This window comes from Akkermansiaceae bacterium (genome assembly GCA_019634595.1).
In the GTDB taxonomy this organism is placed as follows: domain Bacteria; phylum Verrucomicrobiota; class Verrucomicrobiia; order Verrucomicrobiales; family Akkermansiaceae; genus Luteolibacter.
In genome coordinates this window covers 140,975-164,743 of record JAHCBC010000002.1, presented here as the reverse complement: position 1 = coordinate 164,743, position 23,769 = coordinate 140,975, and the positions used below count along the sequence as shown (strand labels likewise).

At 65.4% G+C, this 23,769-nt stretch carries 23 protein-coding genes; 9 read left to right on the top strand and 14 right to left on the bottom strand.

The features are described 5' to 3' along the window. Positions 1 to 79: 79 nt before the first annotated feature. The 3 genes from KF712_06445 to KF712_06435 are packed head-to-tail and all read right to left on the bottom strand — an operon-like array spanning position 80 to position 4,414. A complete protein-coding gene (locus KF712_06445) occupies positions 80 to 1,684 on the bottom strand; it encodes an FAD-dependent oxidoreductase (GenBank protein ID MBX3740611.1) in 1,605 nt (534 codons plus the stop codon). 16 nt (positions 1,685 to 1,700) lie between these two features. Continuing rightward, positions 1,701 to 2,327 carry a response regulator transcription factor gene (locus KF712_06440; protein ID MBX3740610.1) on the bottom strand — a complete coding sequence of 209 codons (627 nt, stop codon included), beginning with the start codon at positions 2,325 to 2,327 and terminating at the stop codon, positions 1,701 to 1,703. Then, positions 2,324 to 4,414, bottom strand: coding sequence for a sensor histidine kinase (locus KF712_06435; GenBank protein ID MBX3740609.1), 2,091 nt, complete (start codon positions 4,412 to 4,414; stop codon positions 2,324 to 2,326). Before KF712_06435 ends, KF712_06440 begins: the two co-directional genes overlap by 4 nt. A gap of 167 nt (positions 4,415 to 4,581) precedes the next feature. On the opposite strand from KF712_06435, the gene KF712_06430 reads away from it, so the two are divergent. The 3 genes from KF712_06430 (at position 4,582) to KF712_06420 (ending at position 7,064) form a co-directional block, all read left to right on the top strand. Continuing rightward, positions 4,582 to 5,322: a PEP-CTERM sorting domain-containing protein gene (locus KF712_06430; protein MBX3740608.1), complete on the top strand. Its 741-nt coding sequence runs from the start codon at positions 4,582 to 4,584 to the stop codon at positions 5,320 to 5,322. Between the two features lie 22 nt (positions 5,323 to 5,344). Beyond that, a complete protein-coding gene (locus KF712_06425; GenBank protein MBX3740607.1) occupies positions 5,345 to 5,917 on the top strand; it encodes a hypothetical protein in 573 nt (190 codons plus the stop codon). A 307-nt stretch (positions 5,918 to 6,224) separates the two neighbouring features. Further along, the gene (locus tag KF712_06420; protein MBX3740606.1) at positions 6,225 to 7,064 is read left to right on the top strand and encodes a TIM barrel protein; all 840 of its coding nucleotides are present in this window, start codon (positions 6,225 to 6,227) and stop codon (positions 7,062 to 7,064) included. Positions 7,065 to 7,067: 3 nt separating this feature from the next. Here the strand turns inward: KF712_06420 and KF712_06415 are convergent, their stop codons facing one another. The 11 genes from KF712_06415 to KF712_06365 all read right to left on the bottom strand — a co-directional run bounded on the left by KF712_06415 (position 7,068) and on the right by KF712_06365 (position 14,301). Further along, entirely contained in the window at positions 7,068 to 7,910 is an 843-nt protein-coding gene (locus KF712_06415; GenBank protein MBX3740605.1) for an urease accessory protein UreD, read from the bottom strand. Next, entirely contained in the window at positions 7,907 to 8,539 is a 633-nt protein-coding gene (locus KF712_06410; protein MBX3740604.1) for a transposase, read from the bottom strand. The genes KF712_06415 and KF712_06410 overlap by 4 nt, the downstream gene beginning before the upstream one ends. A 62-nt stretch (positions 8,540 to 8,601) precedes the next feature. Further along, on the bottom strand, positions 8,602 to 9,246 hold the full coding sequence (gene ureG / locus KF712_06405; GenBank protein MBX3740603.1) for an urease accessory protein UreG: 645 nt from the start codon (positions 9,244 to 9,246) through the stop codon (positions 8,602 to 8,604). Further along, entirely contained in the window at positions 9,212 to 9,877 is a 666-nt protein-coding gene (locus KF712_06400; GenBank protein ID MBX3740602.1) for a hypothetical protein, read from the bottom strand. The genes ureG and KF712_06400 overlap by 35 nt, the downstream gene beginning before the upstream one ends. Further along, positions 9,867 to 10,298, bottom strand: coding sequence for a hypothetical protein (locus KF712_06395; protein ID MBX3740601.1), 432 nt, complete (start codon positions 10,296 to 10,298; stop codon positions 9,867 to 9,869). Before KF712_06395 ends, KF712_06400 begins: the two co-directional genes overlap by 11 nt. A gap of 134 nt (positions 10,299 to 10,432) precedes the next feature. Then, positions 10,433 to 12,154: an urease subunit alpha gene (gene ureC / locus KF712_06390; GenBank protein ID MBX3740600.1), complete on the bottom strand. Its 1,722-nt coding sequence runs from the start codon at positions 12,152 to 12,154 to the stop codon at positions 10,433 to 10,435. A gap of 3 nt (positions 12,155 to 12,157) precedes the next feature. Further along, positions 12,158 to 12,472 carry an urease subunit beta gene (locus KF712_06385; GenBank protein MBX3740599.1) on the bottom strand — a complete coding sequence of 105 codons (315 nt, stop codon included), beginning with the start codon at positions 12,470 to 12,472 and terminating at the stop codon, positions 12,158 to 12,160. Continuing rightward, complete coding sequence (locus KF712_06380; protein MBX3740598.1) at positions 12,469 to 12,771, bottom strand: urease subunit gamma; 303 nt, start codon at positions 12,769 to 12,771, stop codon at positions 12,469 to 12,471. Before KF712_06380 ends, KF712_06385 begins: the two co-directional genes overlap by 4 nt. Continuing rightward, on the bottom strand, positions 12,771 to 13,397 hold the full coding sequence (locus KF712_06375; protein MBX3740597.1) for a HupE/UreJ family protein: 627 nt from the start codon (positions 13,395 to 13,397) through the stop codon (positions 12,771 to 12,773). Before KF712_06375 ends, KF712_06380 begins: the two co-directional genes overlap by 1 nt. Positions 13,398 to 13,610: 213 nt before the next feature. Continuing rightward, on the bottom strand, positions 13,611 to 13,805 hold the full coding sequence (locus KF712_06370; GenBank protein MBX3740596.1) for a hypothetical protein: 195 nt from the start codon (positions 13,803 to 13,805) through the stop codon (positions 13,611 to 13,613). A 220-nt stretch (positions 13,806 to 14,025) separates the two neighbouring features. Continuing rightward, positions 14,026 to 14,301, bottom strand: coding sequence for a hypothetical protein (locus KF712_06365; GenBank protein MBX3740595.1), 276 nt, complete (start codon positions 14,299 to 14,301; stop codon positions 14,026 to 14,028). Between the two features lie 417 nt (positions 14,302 to 14,718). On the opposite strand from KF712_06365, the gene KF712_06360 reads away from it, so the two are divergent. From KF712_06360 to cadA, 6 genes are all read left to right on the top strand, one after another. Next, complete coding sequence (locus KF712_06360; GenBank protein MBX3740594.1) at positions 14,719 to 15,072, top strand: hypothetical protein; 354 nt, start codon at positions 14,719 to 14,721, stop codon at positions 15,070 to 15,072. Positions 15,073 to 15,200: 128 nt separating this feature from the next. After that, positions 15,201 to 16,427 (top strand): TolC family protein, encoded by a 1,227-nt coding sequence (locus KF712_06355; GenBank protein MBX3740593.1) that lies wholly within the window; start codon positions 15,201 to 15,203, stop codon positions 16,425 to 16,427. A 14-nt stretch (positions 16,428 to 16,441) separates the two neighbouring features. Next, positions 16,442 to 17,581, top strand: coding sequence for an efflux RND transporter periplasmic adaptor subunit (locus KF712_06350; protein ID MBX3740592.1), 1,140 nt, complete (start codon positions 16,442 to 16,444; stop codon positions 17,579 to 17,581). A 3-nt stretch (positions 17,582 to 17,584) separates the two neighbouring features. Continuing rightward, entirely contained in the window at positions 17,585 to 20,761 is a 3,177-nt protein-coding gene (locus tag KF712_06345) for an efflux RND transporter permease subunit (protein ID MBX3740591.1), read from the top strand. Continuing rightward, complete coding sequence (locus KF712_06340) at positions 20,758 to 21,213, top strand: hypothetical protein (GenBank protein ID MBX3740590.1); 456 nt, start codon at positions 20,758 to 20,760, stop codon at positions 21,211 to 21,213. Before KF712_06345 ends, KF712_06340 begins: the two co-directional genes overlap by 4 nt. Before the next feature lie 488 nt (positions 21,214 to 21,701). Continuing rightward, complete coding sequence (gene cadA, locus KF712_06335) at positions 21,702 to 23,693, top strand: cadmium-translocating P-type ATPase (GenBank protein MBX3740589.1); 1,992 nt, start codon at positions 21,702 to 21,704, stop codon at positions 23,691 to 23,693. The last annotated feature ends 76 nt before the right edge of the window (positions 23,694 to 23,769 follow it).

The window sequence follows — 23,769 nt, the reverse complement described above, 5'->3', positions numbered from 1 at the left end:
GTTGGCCAATGCCGCCGGAGGACAGGAGTGTCCTCCCTCCTTACTGGGGACAGGAGCGTGGAGATTTGCGATACGCCGCTCAGAACTCCGGCGGGCCGTTGAGCTTCTCGCACTTCTCGGGCTGGCCTTCGATGAAATCGACGACCTGCTTCTGCGTCCGGAGCTTTTCCTGGAGCTTCGCGACCGGGACGCTCTGGACGTCCACCTTGTCCTTGGCGGCCATGGAGGCGGCGATGCCCGCGGCGTGGCCGGTGATCATCCACACGCTTTCGAGACGCAGGGTGCAGAAGGCGACATGGGTGTAGCTGGCGGCACCGGGGACCAGCAGATTGGATGCCTGTGCGGCCTTCGGGATGATGGAGCGGTAGGGGATCTGGTAGGCGTAGCCCAGGCGCCAGATGCGGCCTTCGTTGACGAACTCGGTTTCGGAAAGGGCGACGCGTTGGACGTGGTGGCTGTCGATGAAGTGGCTGCTGATGCCGATGCTGTCTTCCTTCCTCCGCTCATCCTGCACGTCCTGCTGGCGGACGACATACTCGCCTCGCATGCGCCGTGCCTCACGGACATAGAGCTGGTAGGGGATGTTGCCGTTGTCCTTGAACTCGTCCTTGTGGAGGCCGATGGACTTCGCTTCCTCGCGGATGTTTTCCGGAACGGATTCGTCGTTGCGGAGGAAGTGGATCAGGCCGAGCGAGTATTCCATGTGGTCGTCGAAGATTTCCTTCCGCTTTTCATAGCTGGCATCCGCCCATTCGAACTGCCCGCCGAAGTGGCCGAGCGAAAAGATGGCGGCCTGGCGGTTGTTCATCTCGAACTTGCCGTTGCGGCGCTTGTAGGGGTCGATGATGTCGCGGAACTGGGTTTTCTCACCGGCTGCGGTCTGCTGCTTCAGCCAGTTGGCGAGGATGGTGTAGCGCTTCGGGTCGTATTTTTTCGGCTCCGGGAAGGGCACCTGGAGGGCGGGATCGCGGGCGATGGTGAAACGGAAGTTGTAGTTCATCGGCGCAGGGTGGGCATCGCCTTCCTTGAGGTCCTTCGCCCATGCGGAGATGCCGGGGAGCAGCTTGCCGTCGGCATCGACGGTCGGTGCCTTGCGCGGGGTTTTGTCGAAGCGGATGCCGGCGGCTTCCTCGCCGAACTCCGCCTTCGCCTCGCGGCCGATGCGGTAGTCCACCCCGGCGCGGGCCATGAGGTCGCCCTCATAGCTGGCGTCGATGAACACCTTCGCGGAGATGACGGAGCCGTCGGTGAGGGTGATGGAGGTGATGCGCGTGCCATCCTTCGCCACCTTGTCCACGGGGGAGCCGTAGCGGATCTCGATGCCCGCGTTCTTCAACATGGCGTCATAGACCTGCTGCGCGATGCTGGACTCGAAGTAGTATTCGGGCTTGTCACCCTTGCCGTAGTGCTTGCCCAACTCGCGGTAGAACTCGTCGGCGAATCCACCGATGGTCCACTTCAGCATATGCTCCGACTCGGCGGTGTTGATGCCGCTGGTGGAGAGGCCGCCGACGTGTTTTTCCGGTTCGATGAGGATGACCTTCGCTCCTTCGCGCGCGGCGGTGATGGCGGAGGCGATGCCGCAGGGGACGCCGCTGTAGACCAGCACGTCGGTCTCCGCATTCTGTTGGGCGGCTGCGGCCGCGATGCCTGCGGCGGTGAGGAGGGCGATGGTGTTTCTCATGGGTTCTCGGAGTGGGTCAGTCGGGTCTGAGGATGCCGCGCTTGAGCGCTTCGGCGGTGGCTTCGGCACGGGTGGATACGCCGAGTTTCTGGTAAATCTGATGAAGATGTTGCTTCGCCCCCTCCGCGCTGAAGCCGAGGATGGCACCGATCTCCTTGTTGGTCAGGCCTTTCGAGACCAGATCCAGCACCTCGAGCTGGCGTGCGGAAAGTCCGGGCTGCTTCGCCCGTTCCGCGGCGAGCCGGGCGATGGGCTGGGGCAGCCAGCGGTTTCCGGCGAGCACGGCGTGGATGGCGGCCAGCAGGTCCGGGCGCTTCGACTCCTTCAGCAGGTAGCCCAGCACGCCTGCCTGCAGGGCGCGGTGGATGTCCTCCTCACTCTCGAAGGTGGTGAGGATGAGGATGCGCGCGTCGGGGAATTCCTTCAGGATGCGGGCCGCGGCTTCCACGCCGTCCATGCCGGGCATGCGGAGGTCGAGCAGGGCGACGTCCGGCCGGGCTTCGCGGTAGCGGGTGACCGCTTCCTCACCGTTCTCCGCGGTGGCGGAGATCTCGATGCCCGGTTCGAGCGAGAGCAGGGTGGTGAGGCCGGCGAGGACGATCGCGTGATCATCCGCGAGCAGGAGGCGGATGCGCTTTTTCATGGATCTTCTGACATCGTGGGGATGGGGACGGTGGCGGTGACGGTGGTGCCGCGCGGTGAGGACCGGATGGTGAAAGTGCCGCCCAGCCGCTGGATGCGGTTGCGCATGGAACTGAGGCCGAAGTGACCGTCCGTGGGGCCGGGTGCCTGCGCGGGGTCGAATCCCGCGCCGTCATCCTCGACCCGGAGGAAGACCACGCCGTCATCGTGCAGGAGGGAGACGGTGACCGTTTCCGCGCCGCCGTGGCGGATGGCGTTGTGGATGGCCTCCTGGCCGACGCGCAGCAGGTGGGAGCGCGTTCTTTCCGGCAGCGTGGGCAGCGGCCCGCCGGCATCGATCCGGACTTCGCAGGTATGTTCCGCGGAGACTTCCTCCGCGATGGAGTGGAAAGCCCCGCCGAGGTCCTGGTTGAGCAGCACGCTGGGCGTCAGGTCCCACACTGCGCGGCGGAGGTCCTCGCGGCTGCGGTCCAGCAGGCGGCGCGCGAGTTCCCGGTGGGACACCGCCGTCGGTTCATCCAGCGAGTCGGCGATCTCCATCTGCAGGGCCGCACCGGACAACGTCTGGGAAAGCGTGTCATGCAGGTCCGCGGCCAGCCGCGACCGCTCCGCCACCAGGAGCTGCGTGTCATGCCGTGCGCGGATCTCCCGCACCAGCATGGCGCTGCGCACCGCCACCCGCCGCCGCAGCGCGACCACCCACAGCAGCGAAAGACCGAGGATGAAAAGGATGACGGCGATGACCATGGCCAGCCGCCCGGGCGTCCACCACGGAGGCGCGGACAGCAGGCGGATATCCGCCACGTCCGCGAGGTGGATCTCCACCCCATCCAGCCGGATGGCGAACTTGCGCGCGGTTTCCCCGACCTGGTAGTGGCAGACGCCGGTGACCTCCAGCTTTGCGCCCGCACGGAGGTCCGGCGGCACCGTCGCGCCCGCGCGCATCAGCACGTCGAACATGCGGCCATGCCATTCCAGCTTGAGCAGCGGGTTGTCATCCCGCCGGGTGATCTCCATCAGCGTGCCGGTGACCCGCACGCGGTGGGCCTCGCGGTCCGCCACCCCGGCCTCCACCTTCAGGCGGCTCGCGTTGATTTCCTCCGCCTCCGGCAGCCTGCCGGGCGCCACCTTTTCAAAGACCGCCTCATCCAGATACACGCGGCCGCTCGCCGCCGTGGAAAACCCGGCGACATCCACCTCGTCACCGACCTGGAGGTGGGTGTCACCGGCGGGGATCGCCCGGATGGCACCGCCGCTGCCCTGCACGACGACGGCCTCCCCGGGCCAATGCAGCGTCACGATCCCGCGGAGCTTTTCCCGGCGGGCGTCGAAGCCCTCCGGATGGGCGGAGACCAGTTTCCCGAACTCCGTGAGGGGGATGTGGGCGGGGTCCCGTGTGCCATCCAGCACCTCCACCTGTGCGGCATCATGGACGCCGATGAAGATGGAGTAGGGCTGGAGGTTCACGCTGGTCCACGCCAGTGCGGTCCCGCGCACGCGCACGCGGGTGTCCGGCGTGAGACGGGAAATCGTGTCGTCATCGAAGCGGGCGATCCTCACCGCCAGCCTTTGTTCCGGCGGTCCGAGGTCGAGGACGAGCCGGTGGGGATTCAGATCCCTTTCCATGCGGGTGCTGCGGATGACCCCGCTGAACTCGACGTAGGAAAAAAGGCCCGCCCCGCCGAGCAGCGACTGGGGGGTGACGGGCAGCGGAGCCGGAAGCCCGACGATGGGGCCGGGCTTCATTTCCGTGATGCTGATCCGCGGCGCGGGCGGTGGATCGATCACGGTGTAGCCGCTGATCTCGATTTCCTGCCCGGGCTGCAGGGACTGGGTCATGGGGATGGCGGTCTGCAAATCCCCGATGAAGCCGCCGGTCGCGTCCTGCATGGCGAAGTCATTGAACTCGTCCCCCCGCTTGTAGGTGATGATGCCCCTGATCTTCACCTGCCGCGGCAGGAGCATCTCCGCGCGGGTCAGCCGGTGGAGTTCCTTCGCCTCTGTGATGAGTGGCAGCGGTGCCGCAGGCTGCGCCTGGACCGCGCCCGTGATGGCGAGACAGACCAGGAGATGGAAGGGGCGGGGCATTCGGCGGAAGGGATATTACGGTGTCGGAGGGCGGATGATGACCGGTATTTCACTAACCGTCCGGGCAGTGGACGGAAGCAGCGGGCAGGTGGTTTCATCCATGGGTCAAATGGCGCAGCCCGGCGTTTCCCGATGTCCGGCTGCCATATGAATCCAGTCCGCGCCTCATGAAAGCCGTTATCGTTCCGCTGTCGATCCTCCTCTGTGCTTCCGCCGCCGTGCGTGCGGCCACCGTGCAGGCGCTGTTCACGGCGCAGACCCAGAATTCCAGCAACACGGCCGTTACCGGCTACTCCGCCAATGTGTCCGCGAACACGTTCCCCGTCGCGCCCACGCTGGTGAGGGCGGGCAGCGGTAATTCCTCCGGGAACCAGGGAAATGGCGGAGCTTCCAGCTACACGGACTTCAATGGCTATGTGTGGGTGGGGGACGGCGGCACGAGTTCCACGGGGCGGTCCTTCAACTGGGTAAACGGCTCGGCGAACAACTCGCTCACCATCACGATCAACATGGCGGGTCTCCAGGATCTGACCATCGCCATGGCCATCCGCACCGCGGCGGAACTGGGAACGGTCGTCAGTGCGTTCAGTGCGATCGAATACAGCGTGAACGGCTCCGCCTTTTCCGCGGCCACCACGGGGAGCGGCCTGAACTTCCCCGCGGCGGGTAGCTTTGGTGCCTTCAGCCTCGACCTGACATCGTTGGCTGCCATCGAGGACGCTGCCTCCGTGCAGATCCGGTTCTCCGTGCCGAACATCCCCGCCAACGAAGCGGGGGTGCAGAACAACACCTCCGTACGGATCGACAACGTGTTGCTCACCGCGCAGACGATCCCCGAGCCGTCCGCAGCCATTTCCGTCATCGCCTCGCTGGGCCTGCTCGGCCTGCTGCGCCGCCGTTCCGCCTGAAACCCACAGCCATCCCACTGCCATGAAATCCATCGCTTCCAGACTGCCGCTTCTTTGCCTCCCGTTCCTCGCGGGCACCCTCCCCGTCCACGCGGGCGACAACGTCGTTGCCAACGGCGACTTTGAGAAAGCGGCTGCCGCCGGAGACTGGCCCGAGGGCTGGGCGAAGCCGAAGGCAGGCGGTGAGTGGGGCAAGGAAGGCACGAACCGCTTCCTCTCCCTGAAGTCCGCCACCCCGGGCGAAATGGTGATGCTCTACCAGGAGTTCAAGATCCCCGCCGGCACGAAGAAGCTGGAGCTTTCCTGGAAACAGCGCGTGACCGGCCTGAAGCGCGGTGCGCAGCCGTGGTTCGACGCGCGCATCCTGCTGGAGTGGGCGAATGCCGAACGGGTGAAAATTTCCGGCAAGCCGAAGGCACCGAACATTTCAAAGGACACCAACGGCTGGGAGGAAAAGAGCATCACCATCGATGTGCCGGAATACGCGGCGTTCCTCCAGTTCATGCCCAGCCTGTTCCAGGTGGAGGCCGGCACGTTCGATCTGGATGACATCGTGGTGAAAGCCGTCGATGCCCCGGCTGCGGATGGGCAGTGAGGGTGGGAGGTGCGCCGTGACGTTGCCGCGTGTGGGGAGGGTGCCCGGGCATTGCGCAAGCTTATGGAGTGCGGCGGCCTTCCGCCGCTTTGGGGGAGGATGTCACCTGCCGGACGATGTGGGGGAAATGGCCACGCTCACGCCTTGCGGATGGCATCTGCACTGAGGGTGGGTTATGCCCGCGACTGATAGCGGCAGGGACTGCCGCACTCCATGAGGCTGCCGCGCGTGGGGAGGAAACCCCGTAGGGGGCGCCGAAAGATCGCTTGTCGATGCGGGGAAGAACGGATGGCATGGTGCCAATCCCATGAGAATCCTGCTCGCTGTCTTTCTGCTGTGTTCGTCGCTCGCCGCGTCCGCGCGGGATCTTTCCCTGCTCGCAAAGGAGAACCTCGCGGCGTGGTGCATCGTCCCTTTCGACTCAAAGAAGCGCGGGCCGGTGGAGCGGGCGGAGATGCTGGAGCGGCTGGGCATCACGAAGCTGGCCTACGATTGGAGGGTGGAACACCTGCCCACCTTCGATGCGGAGGTGGAGGCGATGAAGGCCCATGGCATAGAGATCAGCGCGTGGTGGATGTCCCGCGGAACGGATGAGACGAACAAGCGCATTTTCGAAGTCATCGCCCGCCACCAGATCCACCCGCAGCTCTGGGTGCTGATCGATGAGCCGAAGGTGGACGGCCAGAAGGCGAAGGTGAAGGCGGCGGCGGAACAGATCCGCCCGATCGCGGAGGAAGGAAAGCGGCTGGGCTGCAAGGTGGCGCTCTACAACCACGGTGGCTGGTTCGGCGAGCCGGAGAACCAGCTCGCCATCATCAAGGAGCTGGGGATGGAGAACGTGGGCATCGTTTATAATTTCCACCATGCCCACGGCCACATGGAGCGGTTCCCGGAATTGTTCGCGGCGATGAAGCCGCACCTGCTGGCGCTGAACCTGAACGGGATGGTCAAGGATGGTGACAAGGTCGGGAAAAAGATCCTGCCCATCGGCGACGGGGACCGGGAGCAGGCGATGATCGATGCGGTGCTGGCCAGCGGCTGGAAAGGTCCGGTCGGTGTGTTGTGCCATCTCGACCAGGACGCGGAGGTGATCCTGAAAGGGAATCTCGACGGGCTGGAGAAGGTGCGGACGAAGTTGGCGGAGTAGCCGTCAGAGGAAGATCCGCCCGAGCTTAGGCGCGTCATGGCCGGAGGCGGCGTAGAGGATGCCACGCATGTTCTCCAGCAGGCGGCGCGCCGCGAGGCTGTCACGGCAGAGTGCGCGGATGACGTGGAGATTTCCCGGCAACGGACCGTGGCCGAGGTAGGTGTCATCTCCGCCCAATGCGTCGAGTTCGGCGGCGGGCCAGTTTTTCGAGAAATCCCCGGCGGCGTAGACGGACAGGTAGTGGGCGGCGGGGAACTTCGCCTTCAGTGCTTCCAAGCTCTGTGTGGCGGGATCGAGGTCGTATCGCTCGCGGGAAATGAGGACGTCGTCCACATGCAGGTCCAGCTCCCACCGAAGGTTGCGGTAGGCGAAGATCTCGCCCATCGCCACCCGCCCGGGGGCGATCCAGTCGAACAGCAACAGCGAGGCATCCGGATGGAGATGGATGTCGGTTTTCTGGAAATAGCTCGCGCCCGCGTGGGGGATGAACGGCTCCGGGATCCACTCCAGGAAGCCGTCTTTCTCCACATGGAACCGCTGCAGGTTGCGGGCGGCCTTTCCCGTGCGGGTGGGATAGACGCGGGACGAGGATGGCGTGCTGAGGACCAGCCGCGCGCCTTCGCCGACAGAGATGTCGCATTCAAGCAGGTCGCCGTCGAAGAACCCTGCGGTCGGGTTGACGATGGTCTGCACCACGCACCCCGCGTCCACGTGGGATTTGCTGAGGTGGATGGGAGCGCGGAAACTCTGCTGCGGGATGTAGGGCGTGCCATCCGCCCGCGCCTCGCAGCGGAGCTGGAGGTGGCCGGTGAGGGCGGTGTTGGTGACTGGGACCGCGGAATTCATTCCGCATTGCTTCGGTTGAGGGGCGGAATGAATTCCGCGGTCCAATTTTGGCCGATGCCGCTCCAAAGGTAGTCGGTGGGTGAAGAACAGAGGCGGGCTTTCACCGGGTTGTTGCGGATGTAGGCGATGGCATTGTAGTAGTGGTCGAAATCGCGGATGAAGCGGTCATGGTAGTCGGGTGCCCATAGCGAACCTGTCCGGTTCTCGATCCGGTTGATCTGGATCGCGGATGACGCCTTCCACTTCTTGACCAGATTGCCCAACGGCTGGCCATCAAGAAGCCGGATCAATACATGGACATGGTTGGGCATGATGCACCACTCAATCAGCTTGTAGGAGGAATAGTGATCCGCGATCAGGAGATTCTGGATGATGGGGGCGTGGCGGGCGAGGAGGCATGATCCATAGCCAGCGTCCTCATACTTGGCGATCCGTCGCTGGAGTTCGAGGGCCGCTTTCTGTGAAGTCGGCTTGTCAGAACTCTCCAGCAGGGTTTGAAGCTCGCAGCGCCAACCGCAGATGACTTTTGCCGGCACGGAATCCGCGAGCCGGAAGGTGACCGCCTGGAGGGAACCATCGAAATCCCAGTGGGGCAGATAACCCCGGTCATGGATGCCTTTGTGGGACATGATGCGAGATGATAGCCGGTGGAAGAGAAGATGCGGAATGAATTCCGCGGTCCCAGTGATGCCTAGACAAACAAATACTCGTGCTTCAGCCAGTGGATGAGGTCGTCCTTCCCCTTCTCGGACTTGAGGTCGGCGAAGAGGAAGGGCCGGTCGCCGCGCTGGATCTTCGCGTCGCGGGCCATGATGTCGAGGTCCGCACCGACGTAGGGTGCCAGCTCGGTCTTGTTGATGAGCAGGAGGTCGCTGGTGCGGATGGCGGGGCCGCCCTTGCGCGGGATCTTGTCACCTTCGGCGACGTCGATGACGTAGATGTAGGCATCGACCAGCTCGGGGGAGAAGGTGGCGGAGAGATTGTCGCCGCCGCTCTCGATGAGGATGAGCTTCAGGTCCGGGTGGCGGTTCTCCAGATCGACGACGGCGGCCATGTTCATGCTGGTGTCGTCACGGATGGCGGTGTGCGGGCAGCCGCCGGTCTCCACGCCGATGACGCGGTCGGCGGGCAGGACGTTGGCACGGAGGAGAAACTCGGCGTCCTCGCGGGTGTAGATGTCATTGGTGATGACGGCGAGGGAGATCTCGTCCTTCAACCATTGGCTGAGGCGGAGGACGCACATGGTCTTTCCGGAACCGACGGGGCCGCCGACGCCGAGGCGGAACGGACGGCGCGGGGTTTCAGGAAATGAAGAGTCGGTGGTTGGCGCGGGCATGGCGGAGTGAGGCGATTTCGAGGAGCGGGTTGAACCAGCCATCGGCGGGTTTTGAGAGGGAGGCGTCGATCTGTTCGCCCAGCCGGGCGAGCGTATTGCGGGAGATCTTCTGCACGGCGGTCTGGCCGATGCGCATGAGCTTCATGGACGCGGCGGTGAGGCTGGCGACCGTTTGGAAACCGAAGGCGCGTGCGGCCTGTTCCACCGGCAACGAGGACAGCTCCAGCGCGGTGACGACGAGGTGGTGGCAGCGCGGGCTGGCGGCGCGGATTTCCGCGATGAGCGGCGTGGGGTCGAGTTGGTGGAGAAGATCCAGCCGCTGGGAGCCGATGCGGCGGGAGGCGTCGCGCAGCTCGTGGGGGATGCGCCAGGCGTCGAGTTCGGTGTCGAGCGCGAGGAGGGCCGGGACATCTCCAGCGACGGCGGCGGCGTGGGCGGTGACGAAGTGCGGGATCTCGAAGGTGAGGAGGTTCGGCAGCACCTGGTTTTCGAGGAGCGTCTCCAAGTCGGCTCCGGTTTTCACCACGCCGCACTCCACCAGTTCCTCCAGCCCGAAGGAATGGGCGTAGGAGCCGGAGGGATAGGCGGTGTCATTCGCCTGCAGCAGCCACAGCCATGGGTCAGGGTGCATGGGCCATGGCTTTCATGGGGGTGAAGACGACCTCCGGCTCGGTGAAAGGCCAGCCCTCGCGTTCGAGCAGTTGCTTCATCGCATCGTCATGGAGGATGCGGATGCAGTCCGGCAGGATCTGCGCGGGCATGTGGAGGTTGCCGGACTTCCAGCCGACGAGCGCGGCCTGCTCCGGGGAGGTGATGGGGATTTCATACACCACCTCCGGGAGCTGGCGGACGATGTAGTCCTTCCCATCCGCCTGGTGGATGACGCAGCCGTCGGTGAGGCGCGCCTCCAGGTCGAAGCCGAACTCGGTGCCGTCCTGCGCGATGCCACGCCAGCGGCGCTTGAGGAACTGGCGGCGCTCGGCGGAAAGCGTGACCTGTGCCGTGGCTGGAAGCGCGGACGCTTCCGCGAGCATGCGGTGGATGAGGTGCATGGTCACTTTCTCCGGAACCACCGGGCGATGGCCTGCAGCAGGATGCCGCCGATGCTGGTGGGCGTGACTCCTCTCGCGGGAGATGGGCTTTTGTCTTTGGAACTCATCCTTGCCAATATGCCAGGTGGATAGGTTCAGAACAGGAAATACCGCTGTGCCAGCGGCAGTTCCGCCAGCGGCTCACAGCGGAGTGCCTTGCAGTCGGCGGTGACGGTGTAGGTTTCCGGATCGACGGTGATGTCGGGCTGGGCGTTGTTGAACGGAAGGTCCGCCTTGGTGACGGTGCGGCAGCCCTTCACGGCGACGAGGCGCTTTTTCAACCCCAGGTGGTCGAGGCCGCCGTCCTCCAGCGAGCACTGGCTGACGAAGGTGACGGAGGTGGAGTGGATGGCCTTTCCGAACGCGCCGAACTGCGGGCGGTACATCATCGGTTGCGGCGTGGGGATAGAGGCGTTCGGGTCGCCCATGTTCGCCCACGCGATGAGGCCGCCTTTCAGGATGGTCTCCGGCTTCACGCCGAAGAACGCGGGCTTCCAGACGACGAGGTCCGCGAGCTTGCCCACCTCGATGCTGCCGACCTCATGGGCGATGCCATGGGTGAGCGCGGGGCAGATGGTGTATTTGGAAACGTAGCGCAGCGCGCGGAAGTTGTCGGCGGCGGGGTGGTCGGCGCTCTCCAGCGGGCCGAACTGGACCTTCATCTTGTGCGCGGTCTGCCAGGTGCGGGTGATGACCTCGCCGATGCGGCCCATGGCCTGGCTGTCGGACGACATCATGGAGATGGCCCCCAGGTCGTGCAGCAGGTCCTCCGCGGCGATGGTCTCCGGGCGGATGCGGCTTTCGGCGAAGGCGACGTCCTCCGGGATGCGGGAGTCCAGGTGGTGGCAGACCATCAGCATGTCCAGGTGCTCGTCGATGGTGTTGACGGTGAACGGACGCGTCGGGTTGGTGGAGGAAGGCAGCACGTTCGACTCCCCGCAGACGCGGATGATGTCCGGCGCATGGCCGCCGCCCGCTCCCTCCGAGTGGTAGGTGTGGATGGTGCGTCCGGCGAAGGCGGCGAGCGTGGTTTCCAGGAAACCGGCCTCATTGAGCGTGTCCGTGTGGATGGCCACCTGGACGTCCAGTTCATCCGCGACGGAAAGGCAGGTGTCGATGGCGGCGGCGGTGGTGCCCCAGTCCTCATGGAGCTTCAGGCCGATGGCACCGGCCTTCACCTGCTCCCGCAGCGGGTCCATGGACGAGCAGTTGCCCTTGCCGAGAAAGCCGATGTTGACCGGGAAAGCGTCTGCTGCCTCCAGCATGCGGTGGATGTTCCAGATGCCGGGTGAGCAGGTGGTGGCGTAGGTGCCGTGGGACGGACCGGTGCCGCCGCCGATGAGGGTGGTGACGCCGCTGGCGATGGCATGCTCGATCTGCTGCGGACAGATGAAGTGGATGTGCGTGTCGATGCCGCCCGCGGTGATGATGCAGCCTTCCCCGGCGATGACGTCCGTGCCCGCGCCGATGACCATGGTGATGCCGTCCTGCAGCAGCGGATTCCCCGCATGGCCGATGCCCGCGATGCGGCCGTGCTTGATGCCGATGTCCGCCTTGATGACGCCGTGCGCGGCATCGAGGATGAGCGCGTTGGTGATGACCAGGTCGAGCACCTCTTCATCCGTGGCCAGCGGGTGCTGCGCCATGCCGTCACGGATGACCTTCCCGCCGCCGAATTTCACCTCGTTGCCGTAGCCGCCGTTCTCCGCGATGAGGTCGCGCTCGACCTCGATGAAAATCTCCGTGTCGCCCAGCCGCACTTGGTCGCCCACCGTCGGGCCGAACATGCCGGCGTAGTTCTTTCGCGTCTGTTTCATGGATCAGTCGAGCGGTCCGTTGACGAGGTTGTTGAGGCCGTGGACGATCCTCCGCCCGGCGAAGGCGACGAGCGGCACCTCCCGCGTGTCACCCGGCTCGAAGCGGACGGCGGTCCCGGCGGGGATGTTGAGGCGGAAGCCGCGCGCGGCGTCCCGGTCGAAGGCGAGCTGGTTGTTCACCTCCATGAAATGGAAATGGCTGCCCACCTGCACGGGGCGGTCGCCGGTGTTGGCGACGGCGAGGGTCTTCGTGGCGAGGCCGACGTTGAGATCCAGGTCGGGCGCGCCTGCGGGGGTGATGATTTCTCCGGGGATCATCGGACGGGGTTGTGGACGGTGACGAGCTTGGTGCCATCCGGGAAGGTGGCCTCCACCTGGATGTCGTGGATCATTTCGGGGATGCCTTCCATGACCTCGTCGCGCTTCACCAGGGTGGTGCCGTAGCTCATGAGTTCGGCCACGGACTTTCCGTCGCGCGCGCCTTCGAAGATCTCCGCGGTGATGAGGGCGATGACCTCCGGGTAGTTCAGCTTCACCCCGCGGTCGCGCCTGCGCCGGGCGAGATCCGCGGCGACGACGACCAGCAGTTTCTCCTGTTCGCGCGGTGAGAGGTGCATCAGATCGCGTGGATGAGGGATGCGGTGCCTGCGGCGAGCAGGGCGGCTCCGGCGATGCGGGGCACCAGCGGCTGGCGCAGGCGGGAGGTGGCGGCGTGGAGGGCGACACCCCCGGCGACCAGCATGCCCGTGCCGAGGATGAAGCCGGTGGCATACGGCAGGAACGGGACACCCGCTGCGGTCTCCGCGCCATGGGCGAAGCCATGGACGGCCCCGGCGATACACAGGGCGACGGCCAGCGGAGCGGCCTTCAGGTATCTGCCGATGAGGATGGCGGCTCCGGCGGCCAGCAGCGTCCAGGAAAGGGCGATCTCCAGAAAGGCACCGCCCTGCAGGCCGCGGCCGGTCCATGCGCCGATGGCCAGCGCGGCGAGAAAGGCGGAGGGCAGCGCGGCCTTCGCCTTCGGGAAGGAAAAGATCAGCCACCCGGCGGCCAGTGCCAGCAGCAGGTGGTCCATGCCGGTGGCCGGGTGCAGCAGGCCTGCGGTGAACGCGTCGAATTCATCTTCCTCCCCCGGTGGGTGATAGTGGCCGGGGTGGGCGGAGGCGATGGCCGGGAGGAATCCCAGCACGCCCGCGCTGGCGGCGGCGAGGCTGCGGGACGGGGAAAATTTCAGGCGATTCATGGAATGGACTGACAACCATGAGCATGGGACATGCCAATGATGGCCGATTCTCCGGCAAGCGTGGCTGCCCCGTCCCACAGCCTGCCGTCGCATCGGTGTCCCGGCGGTGTTGCGCGGGAGCCTGCGCGGAAGGCCTTGCCGGTGATCGGCTTATGGGGCCGGTTTCAGAGTGGACCCTGGCCCGGCTGGAAGCCGCGATCCCTCAACCGACTGCTAACGGGAGTAGCGGTCGTAGCGACCTTCGACCCCGATGGAGCGGTTGACGCTGCTTTCCTCAGGTGTGGAGCGGAGGTGGAGCGACGCGCCATCGTTGCCGGGAGCTCCGTCCAGCGGATCTCCATCATCCAGCGGACCGCAGGAGGTGAAAGCGATGGCACAGGCGATGGAGGAAAGCAGGAAACGGATCATATGGGAGGACACTAGGGCATATCCGTGAAAAGTATAGCGGCCATCGCTGCACCCCTCCGTAATGGCACAGCCATTGCGGCGGAGTGGATGGGGGGGCATGCCACGATTCCGGTTCGCCGTTGATGGCGTCTTTCCCGTGCGGAGGGAGCCGTGGGGAGGAGGTTGATCTCCCCAGCCGTCATGGCGCAGCCATGCCGCTACTGACTCTGGAAGCCATCTGTCAATCCGCGCCGCCCATGGGCCCTACAGAGCCGGATCCACTGGAGGTGCTGGTGGATCCGGGCGAACGATGACCGCTTGATCCCGCGCCGCCGCTGTCGGACGGTCCGTCCAAGGGATTGTTCGCCGGAGCGGACTTTTGCTGATTGGCGACACTTTCTTTGTTGCGGGCCGCTTCTGCCTGCCGGTATTCATCCAGTTCTTCACTGGTCCAAGGACAGGAGGTAAGCAGGAAGGGAAAGATGAGGGCGAGATACTTAATACGGGGGTTCAACATAAGATATGGGGAATCTACATGGTGTATCTCCCCTAACTCGTCGAGATAAATCTTTGTTAGATCTTTAGCAGCCATCGCTGCGGCTCACCCTGACGTAGCGTAATGACTGCGCCACTACGGCGGAGCGGATGGGTGCCATTCCGTGATTCCGGTTATCATGGATGGCGTCTTTTCCATGCGGGTCTGTGAGATCGGGTGGATCTCCCCAACCGTCATGGCGCAGCTATGCCGCTACTCCGCTACTCCGCTACTCCGCTACTCCGCTACTCCGCTACTCCGCTACTCCGCTACTCCGCTACTCCGCTACTCCGCTACTCCGCTACTCCGCTACTCCGCTACTCCGTTGCAATCGCAAGATACTTGGGATAACTGAAATTTCTTGAATAAATCCGCAACACGGTTACGTCGGAATCCAGCGTGCGCACTTTCCTGACATGGTTCCTGGTCATCGGCTTCATTGCCGGGCTGGGGACGCGTGTGCTTGCCGCGCACGGCCAGGAGCCGGTCTGCATGCACGAGCACCACGACTGCTCCGGCCATGATGACGGCCACGGCCATGACCACCATCACGGGCACACGCACGATGACACGTGCCCGCCGGACCACCACCATCATTGCGGCACCTGCCTGCACCATCTCCCGCTCGGCCTGGACCAGGATGTTTTCCACCGGCTGACGGTGCCGGAATTTTCCCGGAGCGTGATCCGGCATGAGAGCGAGCGGCCGCCGGAAGGCCCGTTCCAGTCGCTGGACAAGCCACCGTTGATCTGACGATCCCTCCCGGGAGCGGCGTGCCCATTCCGCACGCCCCGCTCCCACCGTGGCCCGGCCATTTCCGCCGGATGCCCCCCGCAGGAACCTCCGTGTTCCCGCCTGCCCAACCGTCAGACAACACCCCTATGTTTTCCCATTTCACCGCGCTGTGCGCGGCCTCACTCCTCATGGTCCCGGCGCTCCATGCCGCGCCGGCCGTCGTCGTCACCCCGGACACCATCCCGAAACGGATCCGTGCCCAGAACCCGGACCTGGCCGCGGCGCGGCTGCGCATCGCGGAAGCGGTCGGCCGCATGAAGCAGGCCGGACGGCTCGACAACCCGCAGCTCGAAACGTCCCTCCAGCACAGCCGCGACTTCCGCGAGGGCGGCGTCGAGATCGGCATCTCGCAGAGGTTTCCGGTCACCGACCGGCTGCGCCGCGAGAAAGGCATCTCCGTCACCGAGCTGAAAGCCGCCGAGCTGGAAGTCCGCCAGGTGGAGCAGAAGCTGGTCTCCGACGCGAACCGCGCGCTGATCGAGGTGCTGGCCATCCGCCTGCGGAAAGACCTGCTCAACCGGCAGTCCGGCCTGACGAAGGAGCTGGCGGAAAGCATCCGCACCGCCGCGGAGAAGGGCGAGGGTTCCCTGCTCGACGCCGGACAGGCGCGGGTGGAGGCCATGCAGGCGGACACGGAGGCGAGGCAGCTCGATGCGAAGGAAGCATCCGCGCTGGCGGAGCTGAAGCCGCTGCTGGGCATCCGCCCGGATGAAGGGCTGGTCGTTTCCGGCACGCTGGCGTCCCCCGCCCTGCCGGGCACCGGAGCGGACCCGTCCCGCCGTGCGGACTTCCAGCTTTCCAAGGTGGAGGCGGACATCGCGGAACAGTCCATCGGGCTGGAGAAAGCGAAGCGGCGCGAGGACTTCGAGGGCGGCGCGTTTTTCTCCGCCGAACGCACGGAGGACGCCCCGGAGGGTTATGAGAACGAGGCCGTCGTCGGTCTGCGGCTGAAGATCCCGCTGCCGTTCTGGAACAAGAACGAAGGCAACATCGAGGCGGCGGAGGTCACCCACCGGCGGAAGCAACTGGAGACGCGCGCACTGGCGGAAAGCATCCGCCATGAGGCGGGCGGCGCACGTTCCGAAATGGCGGAGTGGGCGAAGCTGATCCGCGAGATCGACAGCCAGCTCCTGCCACTGGCGACCAAGCAGGCCACGGACACGGAGGCGGCATGGCGCGATGGCCAGGCTGACTTCCAGACCGTCCTCAAGTCCCGCGCACAGCGCCTCCAGCTCGAGTCCACCCGGCTCGACGCGCTGCGTGATTTCCACCTCGCCCGCGCCCGCCACCAGGCCGCGCTGGGCAACTTCTGAACCACTCCATTTCCATGAATTTCAAATCACTCACGCTGGCCACCGCCAGCCTCCTTTCCTTCCTCACCGCCGCCCACGCTGCGGAGAAACCTGTCATGCTCGATGAGACGGGCGTGCAGTCGCTCGGCATCGAAACCGTCGAAGCGTCCGAATCCGTCTTTGAGGAAACCACCTTCGCGCTCGGCCGGATCGAGGAGATCCCGGAAAAGCACGCCGTCCTCAGCAGCCGCATCCCTGGCCGCGTGGTGGGCCTGGAAGCCCGCGAGGGCGACATGGTCACCGCAGGCCAGACCATCGCCCGCGTGGAGAGCCGCCAGCCCGGCGACCCGCCGCCCACCATCGAGCTGAAGGCCCCCATCTCCGGACTGGTGGTGGAGTCCCACGTGCGGCTGGGCGAGCCGGTGGAGCCGGAAAAGGAGCTGCTCGACATCTCCGACCTGACGGACGTCCACGCCATCGCCCGCGTGCCGGAGCACCAGACGTCGAAGCTGCCGCCCGGCACCACCGCCATCATCCGCATCTCCGCGCTGGGCGACCAGCCGCTGGAGGGGAAGCTCGTCCGCTTCGGCACGACCGCCGACCGCGAGCGCGCGACCATCGACGCGATCTTCCTGGTGAAGAACCCGGACAACCGCCTGCGCCCCGGCATGCGCGCGGAGTTCGAGATCATCACCGCGCGCCATGAAAACGTGCTGACCATCCCGAAGGAGGCGGTGCAAGGCGACCCGTCGAACCGCCATGTGTTCCTGAAGGACTTCAACATCCCGAACGCCTTCGTCCGCTCCGCGGTGAGGACGGGGCGCACGAACGGCACGCAGGTGGAGATCCTTTCCGGGGTGTTCCCCGGGGACCTCGTCGTCACGCGCGGATCGTATGCGCTGGGCTTCGTCGGCAGCGGCTCCGGTGTCTCGCTGAAGGAAGCGCTGGATGCCGCCCACGGCCACGAACACAACGAAGACGGGTCCGAAATGAGCGCGGAGCAGAAGGCCGCCCGCGACAAGGGCGATGCCTCCGCCGACGACCACGGACATGACCACGACCATGAGGCCAGCCCGCTGCGCGAGCGCATCTTCATGGGCACCACCGCGGTGCTCGCGCTGGCGCTCGTCGCCGTCCTTTTCATCCGCCGCGGGAACCCATCAACGGAAGCCTGACCCATGCTCGAAAAACTGATCCGTTTTTCCCTGCGGCACCGCGCGGTCATCATCGGCCTGTGCATCCTGGTGCTGGTCATGGGATACCGCTCGTCCACGAAGCTGCCGCTGGAAGTGCTGCCGGACCTGACCAAGCCCACGGTCACCATCCTGATCGAGGCTCCCGGGCTGGCTCCGGAGGAAGTCGAGGCGCTGGTCACCCAGCCCATCGAAAGCTCCCTCACCGGCATCGCCGGGCTGAACCGGCTGCGCTCGCAGTCGGACATCGCCTTGTCACTGGTCTTCGCGGAGTTCGACTGGGGGACCGACATCTACCAGGCCCGCCAGTTCGTGCAGGAAAGGTTGCAGTCCGTCCGCGAGACGCTGCCGGAAGGAACCGAGCCGTACCTCACGCCGGTCGCGTCGCTGATGGGGGAGATCCTCCTTGTCGGCATCCGCAGCACGGATGGCAAGGTGGAGCCGATGGAGGTCCGCTCCATCGCGGACTGGAACGTCCGGCGGCGCATCCAGTCGATCCCCGGCATCGCCGAAGTGCTCAACATGGGCGGCGGCGTGAAGCAGGCGCAGATCCAGCCGGACCTGTGGAAGATGCAGGCATACGGCGTGACGCTGGACGAACTGCGGGACGCGGCGAAGAAGGCCGCCACCACCACCACCGGCGGCTTCCTCAGTTCCTTCTCCCAGGAAATCATGGTCCGCAATCTGGCGATGACCACCGACCTCGGTGACATCGCGAAGACACCGGTGAAGACGGTGAAGGACCAGCCGATCAGCATCGGTGACGTCGCCACCGTCGCCTGGGACACGGAGCCGATGCGTGGCAATGCCCACGTCAACGGCGACCCCGGGGTCATCATGAGCGTCACGAAGGCACCCGGCTTCGACACGCTGAAGCTCACCGGGCAGATCGAGACCGCCATCGCGGAAGTCCAGAAGACGCTGCCACCCGGCGTGGAGGCCACCGTGCTTTTCCGCCAGGGCGACTTCATCGACCGCGCGATGGACAACCTGGTGAAGGCCTTCTTCGAGGCGGTGATCATGGTCATCGTCGTCCTGTTCCTGTTCCTGCTGAACTTCCGCACGACGTTCATCACGCTGATGGCGATGCCACTGAGCTTCGCCGTCACGCTGATCACGTTCCAACTGATGGGCCTCAGCATGAACAGCATGACGCTGGGCGGGCTGGCGGTCGCCATCGGCATGGTGGTGGACGACGCCATCGTGGACGTGGAGAATGTGTTCCGGCGGCTGAAGGAAAACGCGGTGCTGGCCGATCCGCTGCCGAAGATCGAAGTGATCGCCGCCGCCTCCGGCGAGGTGAGGAACTCCATCTTCTACGCCACCGTCCTCATCATCCTGGTGTTCGTGCCGCTGCTCGGCCTGAGCGGGGTGGAGGGACGCCTGTTCGGCCCCATCGCCATCGCGACCATCATCAGCATGATCGCGTCGTTCATCGTTTCGCTGACGGCCATTCCGGTGCTGTGTTCGTTCCTGCTCGGCTGGCGGAAGCGCAAGCCCGGTGACGAGGAGAAGGCGAAGCACCACGACGGTCCCGTCACCCGTGGCATGAAGTGGCTGGTGAAGCACACCCTGCTGAAGGCCAGCCTGGACCAGCCGGTGCTGGTGCTGATTCCCGTGGTCATCCTGCTGGGGCTTTCCCTCACGCTCTATCCGAAGATGGGCAAGGACTTCCTCCCGGCCTTCAACGAGGAAACCGTGATCGTCACCACGGGCGCGGCCCCCGGCACCTCGCTGATGGAGATGGAACGTCTGGCCGCCTCCATCGAAAAGCAGCTCCGCACGGTGCCGGAGATCAACCACATCGGTCGCCGCATCGGGCGGGCGGAACGCAGCGACCACGTGGTGCCCATCTCCAACGCGGAGTTCGACGTGGATTTCAAGACCGGCGTTTCCGAGCGATCCCGCGAGGAGATCCTGGAGGACATCCGCCAGAAGGTGCGGCAGGTGCCCGGCTCCTTCAGCGTGCTTTCCGGCCCGCTGTCCCACCGCATCAGCCACCTGCTCAGCGGCGTGACCGCACCCATCGCGATCAAGGTCTTCGGCCCCGACTTCGAGACCAACCAGAACGTCGGCGAGCAGATCCAGAAGATCGCCAAGACCATCCCCGGACTGGAGGACGCGAAGCTGGATCAGCAGGCGCCCATCCCGCAGCTCCGGATCGAGGTGAACCGGGAGCGCGCGCTGGCCTACGGCGTCACCCCCGGCGAGCTGAACGAGACGCTTTCCACCCTGATGGGCGGGGAGGCGGTGGCGCAGCTCCGTGATGGGCCGCGCATCATCGACCTGGCCATCCGCCTGCCGGAGGAATGGCGGGAGCATCCGGAACGCATCCGCGAACTGCCCATCGACACGCAGGGCGGAAAGTCGATCCCGCTGCGGCTGGTGGCGGAGATCCGCGAGGCGAAAGGACCGTCCTCCGTCTTCCGCGAGAACACGCAGCGGCGCTACGTCGTCTCCATCAAGCCGACTCGTCCGGATGCGGGCGAGCTGGTGCGGCAGCTCCAGGAAAAGGTCACCGCCCAGGTGAAGCTGCCGACGGGCACGTTCATCAGCTACGAGGGCGACTTCCAGGCGCAGAAGGCGGCCACCACGCGGATCGCCCTGCTGTTCGCCGGGGTGCTCGGCATCATCATCATCCTGCTGTTCTCCTACTTCCGCAGCCTCGCGCTGGCGCTGCAGGTGATGGTGAATCTTCCCCTCGCACTGATGGGCAGCCTGGCGCTGACGTGGCTGCTGGTGGGCAACATCAGCATCGCCACGCTGGTCGGCTTCATCGCCGTGTGCGGCATCGCCGCGCGGAACGGGATCATGATGATCTCCCACTACCTGCACCTGATGACGCATGAGGGGGAAACCTTCAGCCGCAAGATGATCGAGCGCGGGACGCTGGAACGGCTGGTGCCGGTCACCATGACCGCGCTCGCCGCAGGCATCGCGCTGATCCCGCTGGTGCTGGCCGCCGGGGAGCCGGGCAAGGAGATCCTGCACCCCGTCGCCGTCTGCATCGTCGGTGGCCTGGTGTCCTCCACCTTGCTCGACTTCGCCGTCACGCCCGCCCTCTTCCGCCTGCTGGGCAGGAAGGCATCCCAGGCCGCCATCGCGGCGCACGCTTCACCGAATCCAACACCAACCATCAACCCACAACCAACCATCGCATGAAAACCAACAACATCATCACCGCACTGATCGCCCTCACCGCACTGGCCGCCGTCCCCCATGTGACCGCCGCTGAAAAGGAACACAAGCACGACCACGCCGACCACGACGGAGATGAGGACAAGAACAAGAAAGGCCCGAACGGCGGCATCCTCATCCACTCCGTGGAGCCGCACGCGGAGCTGGTCATCACCAAGGACCGCAAGGCGAAGATCGTCTTCGTCGATGACGACAACAAGGTCGTCGCGCCGGACAAGCAGGTGGTCACCGCCATCAGCGGCGACCGCGCCAACCCCACGCGTCTGACCTTTGCCAAAGGTGAGGGTGAAAACGCGAACGCCCTCATTTCCGACAAGGAAATCCCGGAAGGCGAGCACGTGGACATCGTCCTGCAGATCAAGGTTGCTCCTGACGCGAAAACCGTGACCGAGCGTCTGACGCTGCACCTGCATTGAGCGGGAGACGGAAAGTGGCTGTGGCATTCCATAGGCGCGGCAGCGTCATGGAGTGCGGCAGTCTTCTGCCGCCATCAGTCGCGGGCGGGATTTTCCCTGAAGTGAAGATGCCATCCGCAAGTTGGGGCGTGGTGATTTTCCCCACATCGTCCGGCAGGTGCCATCCACCCCCAAAGCGGCGGAGGGCCGCCGCACTCCATAAGCTGGCGCAATGCCCAGGCACCCTACCGTAACGCGGCAGCGATGAACTTCCAGCCTCCACCATACAAAAAGGCCTGAAGCGGATCCCGCCACTTCAGGCCTGGTTTGAATCACAGGCGCAACCCATAGCACCAGTGAGTATATGTTGCGGGGAGCCTGCGACAGCCGTCCCGCGTGATTCAGATCATTCCACAAACCGGCGGAATCGGCTAACGGCGCTTTGTCCGAGATGAACGCTCCGTTGCGCATCCATTTCCGCCCTTTTCCCAACCGTCCATCCACAAGCCATGTCCTGCCATTGCCACACTCCCGACGAAAAACATCACGACCACGGACATGACCACCATGAAGGCGGCGGTGCCACACATGGGCATGAACACCCGGAGTCAAATGCCATGGCCCTCTGGCTGGTGATCCTGTCCGGCCTGCTGATCGGCGCTGGCATGGTGGTGGACTGGGCGTTCGGTCCGCCGCCACTGGTGACGGCCATCCTTTACGGGATCGCTACGGTGGCCGGAGGCATCCTGGTGGTGCCACTCGCCGTGAAGTCCCTGCTCAGGCTGAGACTGGACATCAATGTGCTGATGACCGCAGCCGTCGCGGGGGCGTGGATTCTCGGCGAACGGCTGGAGGGAGCCAGCGTGGTGTTCCTTTTCTCGCTCTCGGAACTGCTGGAGTCATGGGCGGCGGACCGGGCAAGGCGGTCCGTGAACTCGTTGCTCGATCTCTCCCCGGAAACGGCGGTGGTGAGGAACCCCGATGGCACGGAATCCGAAACACCCGTCACCGATGTGGCTGCGGGAACCGAGATCCTCATCCGGAACGGCCAGAGGGTCCCTCTGGATGGTGAGATCCTTTCCGGCCGTTCCTCCATCAACCAGGCACCCATCACCGGGGAGTCCGTGCCGGTGGACAAGGCTCCGGGTGACCCGGTCTTCGCAGGCACCGTGAATGGCGAAGGCTCGCTGGTGGTGAAAGTCACCAGGACCGCATCCGACTCGACCCTTTCCCGCATCATCAGGCTGGTGGGTGAGGCGGAGGAGGAACGCCCGCCGACCCAGCGGTTCGTGGACCGTTTCGCGGCCATCTACACCCCGCTGGTTTTCGTGATGGCGGTGCTGGTCGCGCTGGTGCCGCCCCTTGTCTCCGGCCAGCCGTTCGGCCCGTGGATCTACCGCTCGCTGGTGCTGCTGGTCATCGCCTGCCCCTGCGCGCTGGTCATCGCCACTCCCGTCAGCATCGTTTCCGGCATCACCGCGCTGGCGCGGCGCGGTGTGCTGGTAAAGGGCGGACTGCATCTGGAAACCGTCGGCAAGCTGCGGGCGCTGGCGGTGGACAAGACCGGCACCATCACCCGGGGCAGGCCGGAGGTCGTGGAGGTGATCCCGCTTTCCGGCCTCCCCGCCGATGAAGTCCTGCGGCGCGCCGCGGCGATCGACACCCACTCCTCCCACCCGCTCGCCATGGCGGTGGTGGCGGCGGCCCGGGAGCGGAACCTGTCCTTCGAGGCTGCCGGCGACTACCAGTCCGTCACCGGCCGGGGCGCGACCGCCAGCATCGGCGGGCATCCCCATTTCATCGGCAACCACAGGCTCACCCACGAAACCGGCCTCTGCGGTCCGGAGGTGGAGGAACAACTCGCGGGGATCGAGGCAAAGGGACGCTCGCTGGCGGTCATCGGCCATGCCCCGCACGGAGGATGCGCCGGAGAGTTGCTCGGCATCATCGCCATCGCGGACCAGGTGAGGCCGGAAGCGGCCGACGCCGTGAGGCGGCTGCACCGCGCCGGTGTCGCGGAGGTCGTGATGCTGAGCGGGGACAACCAGCGGACGGCGGACGCCATCGCGGCGGAGGCGGGCATCGACCGTGCCTATGGCGACCTGATGCCGGAAGACAAAGTGGTGAAGATCCGCGAACTGGTGGCCACCCACGGCCACGCCGGCATGATCGGCGACGGGGTGAATGACGCGCCCGCCCTCGCCATCGCCTCCGTGGGCATCGCCATGGGAGGCATCGGCAGCGACACCGCCATCGAGACCTCCGACATCACGCTGATGAAAGACGACCTCAACCGTGTGGCGGATGCGGTCCTGCTCGGCCGCCGCACGCTGAAGGTCATTCATTTCAACATCGCCTTCGCCCTGGGGATCAAGGCGGTCTTCCTCATCCTCGCCTTCCTCGACATGACCGGGCTGTGGCTGGCCATCCTGGCCGATACGGGGGCGACGCTGCTGGTCATCCTCAATGCCCTGCGGTTGCTGCGGAACCGCTTCGACTGAGAGGCCCCGCACGGCCCGGCGGATGGGTGGAAAAATATCCATTTGCATTTCTACCCATACCCCCTATAGGTATAAG

What these genes read in the sequence shown, in the direction of transcription:
- KF712_06445 (MBX3740611.1), bottom strand. Translation starts at nt 1,684, where the DNA reads ATGAGAAACACCATCGCCCTCCTCACCGCCGCAGGCATCGCGGCCGCA.
- KF712_06440 (MBX3740610.1), bottom strand. Translation starts at nt 2,327, where the DNA reads ATGAAAAAGCGCATCCGCCTCCTGCTCGCGGATGATCACGCGATCGTC.
- KF712_06435 (MBX3740609.1), bottom strand. Translation starts at nt 4,414, where the DNA reads ATGCCCCGCCCCTTCCATCTCCTGGTCTGTCTCGCCATCACGGGCGCG.
- KF712_06430 (MBX3740608.1), top strand. Translation starts at nt 4,582, where the DNA reads ATGAAAGCCGTTATCGTTCCGCTGTCGATCCTCCTCTGTGCTTCCGCC.
- KF712_06425 (MBX3740607.1), top strand. Translation starts at nt 5,345, where the DNA reads ATGAAATCCATCGCTTCCAGACTGCCGCTTCTTTGCCTCCCGTTCCTC.
- KF712_06420 (MBX3740606.1), top strand. Translation starts at nt 6,225, where the DNA reads ATGAGAATCCTGCTCGCTGTCTTTCTGCTGTGTTCGTCGCTCGCCGCG.
- KF712_06415 (MBX3740605.1), bottom strand. Translation starts at nt 7,910, where the DNA reads ATGAATTCCGCGGTCCCAGTCACCAACACCGCCCTCACCGGCCACCTC.
- KF712_06410 (MBX3740604.1), bottom strand. Translation starts at nt 8,539, where the DNA reads ATGTCCCACAAAGGCATCCATGACCGGGGTTATCTGCCCCACTGGGAT.
- ureG (MBX3740603.1), bottom strand. Translation starts at nt 9,246, where the DNA reads ATGCCCGCGCCAACCACCGACTCTTCATTTCCTGAAACCCCGCGCCGT.
- KF712_06400 (MBX3740602.1), bottom strand. Translation starts at nt 9,877, where the DNA reads ATGCACCCTGACCCATGGCTGTGGCTGCTGCAGGCGAATGACACCGCC.
- KF712_06395 (MBX3740601.1), bottom strand. Translation starts at nt 10,298, where the DNA reads ATGCACCTCATCCACCGCATGCTCGCGGAAGCGTCCGCGCTTCCAGCC.
- ureC (MBX3740600.1), bottom strand. Translation starts at nt 12,154, where the DNA reads ATGAAACAGACGCGAAAGAACTACGCCGGCATGTTCGGCCCGACGGTG.
- KF712_06385 (MBX3740599.1), bottom strand. Translation starts at nt 12,472, where the DNA reads ATGATCCCCGGAGAAATCATCACCCCCGCAGGCGCGCCCGACCTGGAT.
- KF712_06380 (MBX3740598.1), bottom strand. Translation starts at nt 12,771, where the DNA reads ATGCACCTCTCACCGCGCGAACAGGAGAAACTGCTGGTCGTCGTCGCC.
- KF712_06375 (MBX3740597.1), bottom strand. Translation starts at nt 13,397, where the DNA reads ATGAATCGCCTGAAATTTTCCCCGTCCCGCAGCCTCGCCGCCGCCAGC.
- KF712_06370 (MBX3740596.1), bottom strand. Translation starts at nt 13,805, where the DNA reads ATGATCCGTTTCCTGCTTTCCTCCATCGCCTGTGCCATCGCTTTCACC.
- KF712_06365 (MBX3740595.1), bottom strand. Translation starts at nt 14,301, where the DNA reads ATGTTGAACCCCCGTATTAAGTATCTCGCCCTCATCTTTCCCTTCCTG.
- KF712_06355 (MBX3740593.1), top strand. Translation starts at nt 15,201, where the DNA reads ATGTTTTCCCATTTCACCGCGCTGTGCGCGGCCTCACTCCTCATGGTC.
- KF712_06350 (MBX3740592.1), top strand. Translation starts at nt 16,442, where the DNA reads ATGAATTTCAAATCACTCACGCTGGCCACCGCCAGCCTCCTTTCCTTC.
- KF712_06345 (MBX3740591.1), top strand. Translation starts at nt 17,585, where the DNA reads ATGCTCGAAAAACTGATCCGTTTTTCCCTGCGGCACCGCGCGGTCATC.
- KF712_06340 (MBX3740590.1), top strand. Translation starts at nt 20,758, where the DNA reads ATGAAAACCAACAACATCATCACCGCACTGATCGCCCTCACCGCACTG.
- cadA (MBX3740589.1), top strand. Translation starts at nt 21,702, where the DNA reads ATGTCCTGCCATTGCCACACTCCCGACGAAAAACATCACGACCACGGA.